At 59.7% G+C, this 14,033-nt stretch carries 14 protein-coding genes; 11 read left to right on the top strand and 3 right to left on the bottom strand.

All coding sequences use genetic code 11. The features are described from left to right. Positions 1-18: 18 nt before the first annotated feature. The 3 genes from AC13QY_RS24425 to AC13QY_RS24415 are packed head-to-tail and all read right to left on the bottom strand — an operon-like array spanning position 19 to position 2,403. Entirely contained in the window at positions 19-423 is a 405-nt protein-coding gene (locus AC13QY_RS24425) for a cupin domain-containing protein (RefSeq protein WP_112434803.1), read from the bottom strand. After that, the gene (locus AC13QY_RS24420; protein ID WP_028754319.1) at positions 420-890 is read right to left on the bottom strand and encodes a cupin domain-containing protein; all 471 of its coding nucleotides are present in this window, start codon (positions 888-890) and stop codon (positions 420-422) included. Before AC13QY_RS24420 ends, AC13QY_RS24425 begins: the two co-directional genes overlap by 4 nt. A 10-nt stretch (positions 891-900) precedes the next feature. Beyond that, positions 901-2,403 carry an aminoacyl-histidine dipeptidase gene (locus AC13QY_RS24415; RefSeq protein WP_488494049.1) on the bottom strand — a complete coding sequence of 501 codons (1,503 nt, stop codon included), beginning with the start codon at positions 2,401-2,403 and terminating at the stop codon, positions 901-903. Between the two features lie 655 nt (positions 2,404-3,058). Here AC13QY_RS24415 and AC13QY_RS24410 point away from each other — a divergent pair. From AC13QY_RS24410 to otnC, 11 genes are read left to right on the top strand one after another with little or no spacing between them, the layout of a single operon-like run. Further along, positions 3,059-4,189 carry a substrate-binding domain-containing protein gene (locus tag AC13QY_RS24410; RefSeq protein WP_488494048.1) on the top strand — a complete coding sequence of 377 codons (1,131 nt, stop codon included), beginning with the start codon at positions 3,059-3,061 and terminating at the stop codon, positions 4,187-4,189. Between the two features lie 53 nt (positions 4,190-4,242). Then, on the top strand, positions 4,243-5,826 hold the full coding sequence (locus AC13QY_RS24405) for a sugar ABC transporter ATP-binding protein (protein WP_488494047.1): 1,584 nt from the start codon (positions 4,243-4,245) through the stop codon (positions 5,824-5,826). After that, a complete protein-coding gene (locus AC13QY_RS24400; protein WP_028754314.1) occupies positions 5,816-6,796 on the top strand; it encodes an ABC transporter permease in 981 nt (326 codons plus the stop codon). The genes AC13QY_RS24405 and AC13QY_RS24400 overlap by 11 nt, the downstream gene beginning before the upstream one ends. Before the next feature lie 30 nt (positions 6,797-6,826). Further along, a complete protein-coding gene (locus AC13QY_RS24395; RefSeq protein ID WP_488494046.1) occupies positions 6,827-7,687 on the top strand; it encodes an NAD-dependent epimerase/dehydratase family protein in 861 nt (286 codons plus the stop codon). A gap of 28 nt (positions 7,688-7,715) precedes the next feature. Further along, positions 7,716-8,423 carry a GntR family transcriptional regulator gene (locus AC13QY_RS24390; protein ID WP_488494045.1) on the top strand — a complete coding sequence of 236 codons (708 nt, stop codon included), beginning with the start codon at positions 7,716-7,718 and terminating at the stop codon, positions 8,421-8,423. Positions 8,424-8,436: 13 nt separating this feature from the next. Further along, positions 8,437-9,552 carry an isocitrate/isopropylmalate dehydrogenase family protein gene (locus AC13QY_RS24385; protein WP_488494044.1) on the top strand — a complete coding sequence of 372 codons (1,116 nt, stop codon included), beginning with the start codon at positions 8,437-8,439 and terminating at the stop codon, positions 9,550-9,552. After that, a complete protein-coding gene (locus tag AC13QY_RS24380) occupies positions 9,549-9,878 on the top strand; it encodes a putative quinol monooxygenase (protein WP_488494043.1) in 330 nt (109 codons plus the stop codon). The genes AC13QY_RS24385 and AC13QY_RS24380 overlap by 4 nt, the downstream gene beginning before the upstream one ends. Continuing rightward, positions 9,875-10,585: a haloacid dehalogenase type II gene (locus tag AC13QY_RS24375; protein WP_488494042.1), complete on the top strand. Its 711-nt coding sequence runs from the start codon at positions 9,875-9,877 to the stop codon at positions 10,583-10,585. Before AC13QY_RS24380 ends, AC13QY_RS24375 begins: the two co-directional genes overlap by 4 nt. A gap of 14 nt (positions 10,586-10,599) precedes the next feature. Beyond that, positions 10,600-12,078: an aldehyde dehydrogenase gene (locus AC13QY_RS24370; RefSeq protein ID WP_488494041.1), complete on the top strand. Its 1,479-nt coding sequence runs from the start codon at positions 10,600-10,602 to the stop codon at positions 12,076-12,078. A 3-nt stretch (positions 12,079-12,081) separates the two neighbouring features. Then, a complete protein-coding gene (gene otnK, locus AC13QY_RS24365) occupies positions 12,082-13,350 on the top strand; it encodes a 3-oxo-tetronate kinase (protein WP_488494040.1) in 1,269 nt (422 codons plus the stop codon). Then, positions 13,350-13,997 carry a 3-oxo-tetronate 4-phosphate decarboxylase gene (gene otnC / locus AC13QY_RS24360; RefSeq protein ID WP_488494039.1) on the top strand — a complete coding sequence of 216 codons (648 nt, stop codon included), beginning with the start codon at positions 13,350-13,352 and terminating at the stop codon, positions 13,995-13,997. The genes otnK and otnC overlap by 1 nt, the downstream gene beginning before the upstream one ends. Positions 13,998-14,033: the final 36 nt, after the last annotated feature.

The raw sequence follows: 14,033 nt of genomic DNA, 5'->3' as shown, positions 1-14,033 counted from the left end.
AGCGATGAAATCAAAGGCTCAGAGGCCAGGCGCGATGGTGAAAACCATCCGGATGGGATTGGAGCCGTAATTCAGGCACTGATAGCTGACGCCCCCCGGCAGGAAGAACGCCTCCCCGTCGCGGACGTGGAATGTCTCGTCGCCATCGGCGACGTAAAAAGTGGCCGGGCCTTTAAGGATGTAGAAGATCGCGTCGCCATCGTGGCTGTTCGGTTCGCTCGCTCTGGGACCAACGCCGCCGACCGGGATCACGATCTCTCCGACGTGCATGTAATCGTTGGTCACGCACAGCTCCATCAGGACAGGATGATCCTGCCCGAAGATGAGATTCACCCGATCCTCGCGGGCAACCTTCACGAGGTCACCCTTGGTCCTTGCCTCGGCGCCATCGACCGGGTAGTTCGCAAGCTTTTTCAGGCTCATTCGGCAGCCCTCCGTTCGGACTTGAAGAGACGCGTTGCACCGAAGTAGCCAGTAGGCGGACCCTTCTCGTCCCAAATCCGGGGCGCTATGCAGAAGAGGATGACCGCTGCCTTGTCAGTGAAGTTGTAGCCGCGATGAGGCACGCCCATCGGTATGAGGATCGAGTCCCCCGGCCCCATCCGCTCGGTCTGCCCGGTTTCCGGGTTAAGCAGGTGCACCTCGCCCTCGAGAACGTAGTAGACCTCGTCCCCCGCATGGATGTCAGCGGGGTCGAAGTTGCTGCCCGGTGCCAGCTGGTAGATGCCCGTGGTCATCTTGTCGGTGCTGGCAAGCAGGTAGTTCAAGTCGCTCGAATAGGGCTTGTTGCCCGTATAGATGAACATCTTGAAGCGGTCCGCCGTCAGATGATGGGGTCTCTTCTCGTCCGGCGGGAACGGAAAGTTTCCAAAGTATGCGGGAATGGTCATAGCGGGAGCCTCACGTCCTCAGTTCGGAGAGCAGCGCCTTGAGGAGACGCCAGGTGGCTTCGACGGTGGTGTGGTTGAGGCGTTCGCGCGTCGTGTGGACGTCGAACGCCTCCGGTCCAATCGAGAGCATGTCGATGTCCGGCACCTTCTTGCGGAAGAGACCGAGTTCAAGGCTCGAATGCGAGACTTCGACGTGCGGCTGCTCACCGAATTCCCGCTCGTATGCCGCACGTCCGGCCGCCAGCATTCGGGACTGCGGGTTGTACGGCCACTCCGGGCAATCCGCGAATGTCTCGACCGATGCGCCCAGCCCGATCACTTCCGAAAGCTGCCGGATGCGATCGACGATGTTGTAGCGGCGCGAGCTGACCGCACTCGGGATCGTCGAGGTGATCTCGATGCGTTCCTGGTCGTTGGAGATAAGTGCGACGGTGTTAGAGCTCTCAACGAGGTTGTCGACAATAAGGCTGCGGCTCTGGACGCCATTCGGCAACAGGCACATTGCATTGACCGCGCCTGTTGCGACCTTCTCCGAGAAGACGGAAAAGAACAGGCCCGGGTCTTCCTCAAATGTGATCTTCAGGTTCGGATCGCTTGTCGAGTATTCGGCCGCGATGGCTGCAGCCTCCGCTTCGATCTTGCTGCGCAAAGCCCCTGATACGGAGCGATCAAAACTGATTAGCGCTTCGGCTTCGCCTGGAATGACATAGCGGTTCACGCCGCCTTCAACTTTGGCGATGCTTACGTCACCTTCCTTGATCGCGAGGCGGAGCAAGCGACCGAGCAGTACGATCGCGTTCGCCCGCTCGAGATGAATATCGAACTCCGAATGGCCGCTGCTAAGGCCCGATACTCGCAGCCGTGCAGCTTCTTGTCCGTTAGGACGCTCGGACCATTGCAGCGGGATTCTGAAGTGCGCGGAGATGTCGCCGGCGCAGCCTGCGAACAGCGACTTCGGGTCATGCCAGTTCATGTCGAGCAGCCGCTTGCCTGTCAGTTTCGTGCCGTCGAAATGCTGAGCACCGCCTTTGCCGACTTCCTCCTGGACGGTCAAAACCACTTCCAGCGGCGGATGCGGGATGTTGTCGGAAGCGAGAAGCGACATGGCGAACGCAACGCCGACCGTGTTGTCGGCGCCGAGCGTGGTTCCCGTTCCATGAATGAAGTCGCCGTCGAGGCGGAGCTTGATGCCTTCGTTCTCGAAATCATGTTCGACCCCTTCATCGCTTTCGCAGACGATGTCCGTATGGCCGTGCAGGATAAGCGTCGGGGCATTCTCGTAACCGGGCGTTCCAGGTTTCTTGATGAGAAGGTTCCAGATTTCGTCTTGATAGACCTCAAGACCGCGGGCACGGGCAAAGTTAGCGATATGGTCGCTGACCTGCTTCTCGTTGTAGGATCCGCGCGGGATTGCGCTTAGCTCCTCGAAGAAGCCAAAGAATACCGCTGGCTCCAGACCGGCCAGGACAGAATTGGTTTGAGGGTGCACGACTTTGTTGGCAGATACGCTCATCTGCTCATCCTCCCTTTGTGAACATTGGGCAGTACTTTCCCGTCTTCGGAATCGCGTTCCAAAGGATAATCGTATGATTGTACTGCGCTTCGCTTGGACCTACCCGGGTGAGTTCCTTCCAGTCACCCCTGGAGCCGAACCTTGTTATTTTCGGAATTCAAATTCAAACGCATATTTTGGCGAAATAGGTGAGCAATTTTCACCTGAAGTCCGCAATGCATGCGCTAACGCATACATTAATGCGGATGAACATGGCGTGTGCAAGTGGCGGTGCGTGAATTCTGCTCAATGCAACGCTGAACGTTACTTATCAGTCAGCAGTCTGCTTGCTTACTCCAAATGATCGTGGATCGCCCAAGGCTCGGATCGGAACGAAGCCTGCCATCAAGCCACCGGGCGAACCTTTTCCGCTCGGCCCCACAATTCAGATTCAGCAGCCGCCTTTTCAACCCGATACTCCCAGTCCGTCTGTGTAGCCCGCACTGCGCCCGCGAGTGTCCCTCATGTCTCCTAGGAACACATCTCACGCTAGTTTGGTGGTCTTGATTGTCTCAAGCCCGACTAGCAGGTTGACTCCGTCCCAAATTGGATTAATGTATACGTTACCGGATGCGAAGACGTACGCATTCGCGGTTTACTCGTTGGGAGGAGTCCAATGAACGTAGAAATTCGCAAGCCAGTTCGTAGCCTGATGGTGGTCGCCGCCCTCGCTCTCAGCGCATCATATGCGCCCAGCGTGTTCGCGATCGACATCGACCAGCAGATCAAGGATATCGAGAGCCATCCGGCCAAGGGACCGAACGGCGAAGAGGCTACGCTCGCCAGCGATCTCAAGCTGTCGCCAGACGAGATCGAGAAGATCAAGGCCAAGCACGCCAAGGCCGCGATCGTGATGCACTACACGGCATCCGACTGGGCGAAGGCCCAGATGGCAGGACAAAAGAAGGCTCTTGAAGAGCTTGGCATCGAAATCGTAGCCACGACCGACGCAGGCTACCGCGCCGAACAGCAGGTTTCCGACATTGAGAGCGTCATGGCGCTTAAACCGGACGTTATGATCACCGTCCCGGCCGAGCAGTCTGCCACGGCAGCAGCCTACAAGAAGGCCGCGGCTGCAGGGATTAAGATCATCTTCCTTGACCAGACAGGCGCCGGAATGGTTGCCGGGAAGGACTACGTCAGCCTGGTTTCCTCGGACAACCGCGGCATGGGCAAGGTCGCCGCGCTACTCATGGCCAAGGCTCTCAATGGCAAGGGGGATATCGGCCTGATTCCGCACGCTTCTGACCTCTTCGCCACGAAGGAGCGCCTCGTGGGCTTCAAGGAAGCAATCAAGGATTACCCAGATATCAAGGTCGTGCAGGAAACGGGCGTCGGCGGTCCGGACTTCTCCAGTGAATCTGAGCGAGTAGCCTCCGCCATGCTGACCGCACATCCGAACCTCAACGGCATCTGGGCTGTATGGGACGTTCCGACCGAAGGCGTGCTCTCGGCAGCGCGTGCGGCAGGCGCCTCCAAGGATCTCGTGATCACGACGTGCGATCTGGGTGTGAATATCTCGCTCGACATGGCCAAGAAGGGCTATGTGAAGGGCACGGGCTCCCAGCGTCCGTACGGCGCAGGTTATGCCGAGGGCATTCTTGCGGGATACGCTCTCCTTGGAAAGGACGCACCTCCTTACGTCGTGCTCCCTGCGCTTGCGGTTACCCGCGACAACCTGATCGAGGCATGGCCGCAGTCGAACGGCGACCAAGCTCCGAAGATCCTCACCGACGCAATGAACTAAAGGTGCGCGGGAGCGACTCCGGTCGCTCCCGTCCCCGGCGGCGGACAACGACCATGAAACCTCAATCAATCACCGAAAGCGTCGCGGCCGTAAGGATGAGCGACGTCCGGAAATCGTTTGGCGGCGTGCACGCATTGCGCGGTGTCAGCCTGACGATCCAGCCTGGAACCATCCATGCGCTGGTCGGGGAAAACGGCGCGGGCAAGTCTACCCTGCTTAAGATCCTGCAGGGTGTCGTCACACCGACAGAGGGATCCATCGAGGTCTTCGGCGAGCACATGTCGTCGAACTCTCCGGAGAACTCCCGCAGGCTCGGCATTGAGATGATCTTCCAGGACCTTAGCCTGATCCCCACGCTGTCGGTTGCCCAGAACATCTTCCTGAACCGCGAGCCCCGCCACCTGTCGATCTTGGTCGACGAGCGCCGGGAAAACGCACAGGCAGCAGAAATCATCGGACAGCTCAATCTCAGGGTCGATCCCCGGACACCTGTTTCCGAACTCAGCCCTGGCCAGGCCCAGCTCACCGAGATCGCGAAGGCCATCCACCAGAGGGCGAGGATCTTGATCCTCGACGAACCGACCTCGTCTCTGAGCGCACAGGAAGCCGACACTTTGTTCGGCATGTTGAGGAAGCTCACCGCCGCGGGAACAGCCGTAATCTACGTTTCGCACCGCATGACCGAGATCATGACCATCGCGGACGAGATCACGATACTGCGTGACGGTCAGAACGTGACTTCCGGAAGGACTTCAGAGTTCACGCTTGACTCGATCGTGCAGCACATGGTCGGCAAGCGTGTTACGGGCTTCCAGTACCAGGCGCGCCCCATTGACCGCAGCGGCAATCCCGCGCTGACCGTGCGTAGCCTTTCCGGGGCCTCGGGAAAGCCCAGCGATGTCAGCTTCGACGTTCACAAGGGCGAGATCGTAGGCATTGCGGGCCTCATGGGCGCAGGCCGGAGCGAACTCGCCCGCCTCCTCTTCGGCGTCGACAAGAAGACTACGGGAACCGTGGAGCTCAGCGGGAGGGCCGTGGATTTCAAGTCGCCTTCGGACGCGATTAAGGCCGGCATCGTGCTCGTTCCCGAGAGCCGCCACGACGAAGGCCTCGTCGTCGAGCATAGCGTCGGCGAAAATCTCGGCCTCCCTCAGATAGACCAGCTCGTCCGCGGCCCCTTCATCGACCGTCGGCGGGAAGGTTCGTTGACGTCCGATCTCATCAAGCAACTTAGGATCAAGACGCCCTCTGCGGAAAACAAGGTGAGGAACCTTTCCGGCGGAAACCAACAGAAGATCGTCATTGCGAAGTGGCTGGCGACCAACCCTTCGGTCGTCATTCTCGACGAACCGACAGCGGGCGTCGACATCGGCTCCAAGTCCGAAATCGTCGAACTGATCCGGAGCGTCGCCTCGTCCGGCAAGTCTGTGATCGTTATCTCGTCCGAGCCAGCCGAGTTGCTGGCAACCAGTGACCGAATCCTCGTCATGAACAACGGACGGCTCGCGCGCGAGATCGAACGCGACGAAATCGAAAGCTGGGCCACCAGTGCCGGCGATGAAACGCAATCTCCGCTGATCCGCACCGAACTCGGTCTGCAGGTCGCGATTCAGAAGGCAACCCAAAATGTCCACTGAGGTCAAAGTCTTGAAGCCAGCGGCTGACTCACAATCTCTCCGCAGACCCTGGCACAGCAACTGGCGCGATTACGTCGTCTATATCGGCTTCGTCGTCATCTTCATCGTGTTTGCGATCCTGCTGCAGGACCGCGGTTTCCTTTCTTCGAATAACCTGCTGAACATCCTTCGGCAGACGGCGATCGTCGCGATCGTATCCATGGCGATGTCCTTCGTCCTCTCCGCAGGCGAAATAGATCTCTCCGTCGGCGCGATCGCTGGACTGTCATCCGTGATCGCTGGCCTGGTGCTGACGCATTATGGCCTTGTCCCTGGCATTCTGGCGGGTTTGGCGCTCGGTTTGCTGGTCGGCGCGATCAACGGGGGCCTCACAGCTTACCTCAACATTCCGTCGTTCCTAGTGACGCTCGGCATGATGGGGATCGCGCGCGGCGTCGGAATGTGGGTGAGCGGCACCTCCCCTGTTCCGATCATCGATGACACGTTCATCTTCATCTTCGGCTCAGGCAACATCGGTCCCGTTCCCGTGCTCGTCCTATGGGTCGCCGTTCTCGGCACCATCGCCCACATCGCGCTGCGCAAGACTCCATTCGGCCGCAAGGTGATGTCCGCAGGTGGCAACGCGATCGCAGCCCGCTACAGTGGCGTTGATGTCCGAAAGATCAAGTTCCAGGTGCTGCTGCTTACCGGAACAGCCGCTGCGATCGCGGGCATGCTCTATGCCGGACGCCTGCAGTCGGGACGCTTCCAGCTTGGCGAGGGCGACGAGCTGTCCGTCATTGCAGCCGTGGTGCTTGGTGGAACGAGCCTCTTCGGAGGACGCGGAACCGTGATCGGTTCCATCGTCGGCGCCCTGCTCATCGGTGTCATCAACAACGGTCTTATCCTTGGCGGTCTCGACTACAGCCAGCAGCTTATCGCACGCGGGATGCTCATCATCCTCGCCGTCGCGGTCGGCCGCAGCCGCTAACCATAACAGATATTCAGGAGGAATATTTTAATGCGAGTAATAGTGACAGGCGGAAGCGGCAAACTTGGCCGGGCCACGATCAAGGATCTTCTCGAGAACGGCCACGACGTCGTCAACGCCGATACAGTCGAGCCGCAATTGAACAGGTGCCCGTTCATCAAGGTCGACTTCGAGGACATGCGGGCGACCATGGAGGCCATCGCTGGCTACGATTGGAATCACGACCGGAAGACCGATGCCGTAGTGCATCTGGCCGCCGTCCCGATGCCGGGCCGTGTTCCCCCGGCCGAGGTCTTCCGGGTGAATACGATCTCGACCTTCAACGTGTTCGAATCCTGCAGGCTGCTCGGCATCAAGAACATTGTCTGGGCATCAAGCGAGACGCTGCTCGGCATCCCTTACGCGATCAAGCCGGACTACTTCCCTGCCGACGAGGAGTATGAATCCCGCCCCGAAACGTCCTACTCACTCTCCAAGCACCTCGGCGAGGAGATGGCCAAGCAGTATTGCCGCTGGGACAAGGATCTCAAGATCGTCTGCCTCCGCTTCTCTAACGTTATGGACGAGAGCGAATATGCGGGCTTCCCGGACTTCGAGAAGGACCCAGGCAGCCGTCGCTTCAACCTGTGGACCTACATCGACGCGCGCGACGGCGCGCAGGCCATCAGGCTCTCGCTTGAATGGCAGGGTACGGGTGCTGAAGTCTTCATCATCGCTAACGACGATAGCGTGATGAGCACATCAAACGAAGAGCTCGTGGCCAAATGGTATCCGGGCGTTCCGTTCAAGCGTCCGGCCCACGGGACCGAAACCTTGCTTTCGATCGAGAAGGCTAAGTCCGTTCTCGGATATAAGCCTGAGCACAGTTGGCGCAGATATGCCGAAGGCTAAGCAAACCAGCCAGACCAGGGGGAATCACATGGCGTCGACCAGTCAATCCAAAACGGCCGAGATCAGGGAGGAATCCTTTGCGAAAACTATGACCGCGACGGCTCACCTTAAGCTTCGGCAGCTTATCTTGAACAACAAATGGCCACCTGGCTTCCAGGCAACCGAGCAGGAGGTTGCTTCTCAGCTCGGCATGAGTCGCACCCCTGTCCGCGAGGCGCTCATGCGCCTGCAGCAGGACGGTCTCGTTTCTGTGATCCCCCGTCACGGCATGCGTGTTCTTCCCGTGTCGACGGCGGATATGAAGGAGATCTACGAGATCCTCACGTCCCTCGAAAGCACGGCGGCCGAACTCGCCGCCGGACGCGGCCTTTCCGACGAGCAGCTTCAGGGTCTGGAAAAGGCGACCGCCGACATGGATCACGCATTGTCGGAAGACGATCTGGAAGGCTGGGCGCAGGCCGATGCGCGGTTCCACGAACAGCTCTTGGAGCTGGGCGGAAACCAGATGCTGAAGTCGGTGGTGCTTAACTTCATCGACCGGGCACATCGCGTTCGGATGCTGACTTTGAAGATGCGTCCAAAGCCCGTGAATTCCACGCGCGAACACGCCGCTCTGGTGGAGGCAATTCGCGCAGGAGACCGCGAGAAGGCCAGAAACATTCATAGGGCGCACCGCGAGCGTGCGGGCACAGAACTGCTCGCGCTCCTCGAACGCCTCGGGCTCAATCATCTTTAGAATAGGCTGAATAATGTCATCCCTGAAAAACTCGTTCAAGATCGCAGTCCTTCCTGGAGACGGTATCGGCCGCGAGGTCATGCCCGCTTGCCTCGAAGTTATCGACGCTGCCATAAAGGTGGCTGGCGCACCAACGATGTCCTTCGAAACCCATCAGGCAGGCGCACAATTCTACGCCGAGTCCGGGGAAGCCCTGCCCGCGAGCGCTCTTGAAGCATGCCGCAACGCCGATGCGATCCTTTTCGGCGCCATGGGCTGGCCAGACATCCGCTTCCCTGATGGCACGGAGATCATTCCCCAGCTCGACCTGCGCATGGAGTTCGGCCTATTCGCAGGGGTACGCCCCATCCGCTGGTTTCCGGGACTTCCGAAGGTGTTGTCAGATCCGCGTGCAGAAGGGATCGATTTCGTCCTTATCCGCGAACAGACCGAGGGCCTGTTCTACGCCCGAGGCCGCGGTGAGATCCGAGACGACCAGGAAGCTTACGACACGATGCAGATCACCCGCGCCGGTACCGAGCGGGTCACCGAATTCGCCTTCCAGCTCGCCGCGCAGCGCAAGAGCCGTGGGAGGCCCGGTATTGTTACCTGCGTGGACAAGGCCAACGTCTTCAGCTCGATGGCCTTCTTCAGGAAGATTTTCGACGAAGTGGCAGAGAAGCATCCGGACGTCCAGAAGGACTACGCTTACGTCGATGCGCTTGCGCTTAACATGGTGAAGAAGCCCTGGGCCCTCGACGTTCTTGTGACTGAGAACATGTTCGGTGACATTCTGTCGGACCTCGCAGCTGGACTGATCGGCGGCATGGGAATGGCCGCCTCCGCCGACATCGGCGAGCACTACGGACTGTTCCAGCCCGCTCACGGAACGGCGCCCGACATAGCCGGGAAAGGCGTCGCCAACCCCAGCGCCATGATCCTGTCGGGAGCAATGATGCTAGACTGGCTGGCGGTGAAGCATTGCGAGCCGAAACTTGCTGATGCCGCGCGTCTTATCGAGGCTGCGGTCGAGCACACCCTCTCCACGAAAACCGCGGTTCCGATGGAATACGGCGGCGGAGCCAACTGCGCGGACATGACCCGCAGCGTCATCGGCGCGCTCGGCGCTGTCCGAAAGGAAGTCGCATGAGCGCGGCCGCTTGCACCGGATACGTCGTCGTCGTCGAATTCATCGTCCTGAGCGAGTTCGCAGAGCGCTTCCACGCGGCGATAATCGAGAACGCCGCCAAATCGCTCCGTGACGAACAGAATTGCGAAGTGTTCGACGTCTGCCGCGACCCAAAGCGACCGGAGCGGATCTACCTCTATGAAGTTTACGGCTCAAAGGCTGATTTCGACTTCCACCTGAAGACGCCGCACTTTCTCAGCTTCGATGAGACCGTTCGCGACTGGGTCACCGATAAGATCGTCGAGACGTTCGAACGGATGTCGTCAGGAAAGAAGGAACAATTGTGATGTCCGGTATCAAGGCGATTGTCTTTGACACTTTCGGCACGGTCGTCGACTGGCGCGGCTCAATCATTCGCGATCTTACGGCATGGGGAAACGCCCAGGATATGAACGTCGATTGGGCCGATCTCGTCGACCGCTGGCGTGATCGCTACAATCCGCAGAAGGCGCGCGTGCGCAGCGGCGAGCTGCCGTGGACGAACCTCGACGAACTGCATTTCGACGCACTTAAGGCAGTTTTCGATGAGATGGCACTCCCCGAGTTTGATCACGACCGGATGATGCATATCAACAGGGTCTGGCATCGTCTGGAAGGCTGGCCGGACGCCTCGCGCGGCCTGCACAGGCTGAAGACGAAGTTCATTATTGGCCCCCTGTCGAACGCCAATGTCGCCATCCTGGTCAACATGGCGAAGCACGCAGACCTCCCTTGGGACAACGTGTTCTCCTGCGAGTTATTCCAACACTACAAGCCCGATCCCGAGACCTATCTCGGTGTCTGCAAGCTCCTCTATCTGGAGCCGGACGCCGTCATGATGTGCGCCGCGCACAACTACGACCTGGCCGCCGCGCGCAGCCTAGGTCTCCGAACCGCATTCATCGCAAGACCCACCGAATACGGCGAGGGTCAGACAACCGACCTGACGGCCGAGCAGGACTGGGACTACGTCGCCGACGATCTCGAAGACCTTGCTCGACAGCTCGGATGCTAGAAGAGAGAAAGACAATGCAGACATACAAGATGTTCATCGACGGCCGCTGGGAGGACGCTGCCAGCGGCGAGACGTTCGAGACGAAGAACCCCTTCAACGGCAAGGTCTGGGCAGCGATCCCGAAGGGCGGCAAGGAAGACGCCGAACGCGCGATCGAGGCTGCGTACCGGGCCTTCACCAGCGGCCCATGGCCGAAGCTCACCGCCAGCGCACGCGGTCATCTTCTTCGACGCCTTGGTGACCTCATTGCAGAGAACGCCGAGCATCTCGCTCGGATTGAGGTCACTGATAACGGCAAGCTCATCAACGAGATGCTGTTCCAACTCAAGTACATTCCTCAGTGGTACTACTATTTCGGCGGTCTCGCCGACAAGATCGAAGGCGCGGTCATCCCAATCGACAAGCCGGAGACTTTCAACTTCACTCGGAATGAACCGCTCGGCGTGTGCGTGGGCATCACGCCGTGGAACTCCCCCCTTCTGCTGCTTGCCTACAAGCTGGCGCCGGCGCTCGCTGCCGGGAATACTTTTGTCGCAAAGCCGTCCGAGTTCACCTCCGCCTCCACATTGGAATTCGCCAAGCTTGTGGAACAGGCAGGCTTTCCAGCGGGCGTCTTCAACGTCCTCACTGGCTTCGGTGCGGATGTCGGCGAGACGCTGACCACGCACAAACACGCCGCCAAGATCGCCTTCACGGGCAGCGAAGGCACCGGACGCAAGATCGGCGAACTCGCAGCTCGCAACTTCAAGAAGGTCACGCTCGAGCTCGGCGGCAAGAGCCCCCACATCGTCTTTGATGACGCTGAGATCGACAACGCGGTGAACGGTGTCATCTCGGGCATCTTCGCTGCAACCGGCCAGACTTGCATCGCCGGTTCCCGCCTTCTCGTCCAGCGCAGCATCCACGACCAGTTCCTGGAGAAGATCGTCAATCTCGCTAAGACGGCGCGCATGGGTGATCCCCTTTCGACGCACACGCAAGTCGGTCCGGTAACGACGCCGCCGCAGCTCGAAAAGATCCTCGGATACATCGATATCGCTAAGAACGAAGGCGCGGAATGCGTTCTCGGTGGCGGCAGACCGAGCAATCCCGAACTTTCCAACGGATGGTTCGTCGAGCCAACCATCTTCTCTGGCGTCCGCAACGACATGCGGATCGCGCAGGAGGAAGTCTTCGGTCCCGTGCTCTCGGTCATCCCGTTTGATACGGACGAGGAAGCCGTGCATATCGCGAACGACACGAACTACGGGCTTGCCGCCGGTTTCTGGACGCAGGACATGCGCCGCATCCTGAAGGTATCGGCCGCCATCCAGGCTGGCACCGTCTGGGTCAATACTTACCGAGTGATCAGCTACATGTCGCCGCTCGGAGGTTACAAGCACTCCGGCATCGGACGCGAGAACGGCATGGCGTCGATCCAGCAGTACATGCAGACGAAGAGCGTGATGATCTCGACAGCCGAGAACGTTGCCAACCCCTTCATCATGAGGTGATCCATGGCAATCTCTGGAAAGCTGCTCGTCGGCTGCGTGGCAGACGACTTCACGGGCGCGACGGACGTCGCCAACATCTTCGCACGGGGCGGGCTGAAAGCCACGGTCGTCATTGGCGTTCCCGATGGCGACCGGCAGATCGACGCCGATGCCATTGTGGTCGCGCTAAAGACGAGGACCATCGCCACGCAAGCGGCGGTCGAGGAATCGCTCTCGGCTGTCCGGTGGCTTCGGGCGCGAGGAGCGGAGAAATTCTTCTTCAAGTACTGCTCGACCTTCGATTCCACGGCCGAAGGCAACATCGGGCCGGTTACGGATGCGATGCTGGCGGAGATTGGCGAAACCTTGACCATCGCCTGCCCGGCGTTTCCGGCGAACGCTCGTACGATCTACAAGGGCAATCTGTTCGTCGGCGACGTCCCCCTAAGCGAGTCCGGAATGCGCAATCATCCGCTGACGCCGATGACGGACGCAAACCTGCTGAGGGTCCTCGGCCCGCAGTCCAACGCCGAGATCTCTTGCTGCTACTATGACACCGTGAAGCTTGGGGCATCCGCGATCAGCAAATGGCTTGCCACAGCGGACAAGGGTACGCCCCAGATCGCTGTCGTTGACGCGATAACCGACGGGGACCTCATCGAGATCGCAATAGGGTTCAAGGATCTTAAGCTGTTCACCGGAGCATCCGGTCTCGCCTACGGGCTGACTCATTATCTCGTTCGTGACCAGGCCAGCCCGGAAGTTCCTCTCTCGCTCGGCAGGGAGGGACATCGCGCGGTTATTTCCGGGAGTTGCTCCGTCACCACCAACGATCAGGTTGCGGCAATGCTGGCCGATCATGAAGGTTTCCGCATCGACGTTGCAAGGCTCGCTGAAGGAGGAGATGTCGTCCGGGAGGCTATCGAGTGGTCGTCCGGACGGCTCGGCCGGAAACCGCTCCTGTTCTACGCCACCGCTAAGCCAGACGAGGTGAAGGCGAACCAGAGCAGGATGGGTGTCTCGGAGGCCGGCGACCTCGTCGAGAAAGCCCTGTCGGCAATCGCACGCAAGCTTGTCGAGAACGGAGTGAACGAGCTGATCGTCGCCGGCGGCGAAACCTCGGGCGCAGTCGTGAAGTCGCTTGGCGTCGACCAACTTGCTATTGGAAACGAGATCGCTCCCGGCGTTCCTTGGGTCGGCGCGACCAGCAATGGACGGCAACTTTCGCTAGCACTCAAGTCCGGCAACTTCGGTGGCCCGCGTTTCTTCATCGATGCATGGGATCGTCTCTGATGACCGCGACGATATCCGAGGAAACGAAGGTTCGAGACGAGATCGTCGACGTTGGCAAATCTCTCTTTGACCGTGGTCTGACAGCTGGGTCGACCGGCAACATCAGCGTCCGACTCTCAGATGGTCGCATGCTCATGACACCAACCAACGCGTCGCTTGGCGGCCTCGACCCCGCAAGACTCTCCCTGTTCTCCGCGGACGGCATTCACGAGAGCGGGGACAGGCCGACGAAGGAGGCGTTCCTTCACCAGTGCATGTACTGCGGCAAGGATGGGCGACGCGCTGTCGTGCACTTGCATTCAACCTATTCGGTGGCCGCCAGCATTCTCAAAAAGGTCGATCACCGAGACGTCCTGCCCCCATTGACCGCCTACTACGTGATGCGCGTCGGCACCCTGCCGCTCGTGCCGTACTTTCCTCCCGGAGACCAAGCCCTGGCGGCGGCGGTGGGAGCCGCCGCCGCGGATCATCATGCAGTGCTGATGGCAAACCATGGCCCGGTCGTCGCAGGGAAGACACTCACCGAGGCCCAATACGCAACGGAGGAGCTTGAGGAAACCGCCAAGCTCTTCTTGCTGCTGCACAACCACGAAATCCGACCGCTTACGGAGGAGCAGAGGAGTGCCCTAATCGATCCGTCGAAGTGACCGGCTGGAGGGGCGGCACTAAAACCGAAACACCAA

The sequence above is a fragment of the Martinezella sp. CNPSo 3795 genome (assembly GCF_057784475.1).
Note: the sequence above shows the minus strand (reverse complement) of the source record. Positions and strands in the feature narration are given on the sequence as shown.

Bases quoted from the DNA above. Each gene is read 5' to 3' on its own strand.
- AC13QY_RS24425 (WP_112434803.1), bottom strand. From the start codon at position 423: ATGAGCCTGAAAAAGCTTGCGAACTACCCGGTCGATGGCGCCGAGGCA.
- otnK (WP_488494040.1), top strand. From the start codon at position 12,082: ATGGCAATCTCTGGAAAGCTGCTCGTCGGCTGCGTGGCAGACGACTTC.
- AC13QY_RS24410 (WP_488494048.1), top strand. From the start codon at position 3,059: ATGAACGTAGAAATTCGCAAGCCAGTTCGTAGCCTGATGGTGGTCGCC.
- otnC (WP_488494039.1), top strand. From the start codon at position 13,350: ATGACCGCGACGATATCCGAGGAAACGAAGGTTCGAGACGAGATCGTC.
- AC13QY_RS24395 (WP_488494046.1), top strand. From the start codon at position 6,827: ATGCGAGTAATAGTGACAGGCGGAAGCGGCAAACTTGGCCGGGCCACG.
- AC13QY_RS24420 (WP_028754319.1), bottom strand. From the start codon at position 890: ATGACCATTCCCGCATACTTTGGAAACTTTCCGTTCCCGCCGGACGAG.
- AC13QY_RS24405 (WP_488494047.1), top strand. From the start codon at position 4,243: ATGAAACCTCAATCAATCACCGAAAGCGTCGCGGCCGTAAGGATGAGC.
- AC13QY_RS24390 (WP_488494045.1), top strand. From the start codon at position 7,716: ATGGCGTCGACCAGTCAATCCAAAACGGCCGAGATCAGGGAGGAATCC.
- AC13QY_RS24370 (WP_488494041.1), top strand. From the start codon at position 10,600: ATGCAGACATACAAGATGTTCATCGACGGCCGCTGGGAGGACGCTGCC.
- AC13QY_RS24380 (WP_488494043.1), top strand. From the start codon at position 9,549: ATGAGCGCGGCCGCTTGCACCGGATACGTCGTCGTCGTCGAATTCATC.
- AC13QY_RS24385 (WP_488494044.1), top strand. From the start codon at position 8,437: ATGTCATCCCTGAAAAACTCGTTCAAGATCGCAGTCCTTCCTGGAGAC.
- AC13QY_RS24400 (WP_028754314.1), top strand. From the start codon at position 5,816: ATGTCCACTGAGGTCAAAGTCTTGAAGCCAGCGGCTGACTCACAATCT.
- AC13QY_RS24415 (WP_488494049.1), bottom strand. From the start codon at position 2,403: ATGAGCGTATCTGCCAACAAAGTCGTGCACCCTCAAACCAATTCTGTC.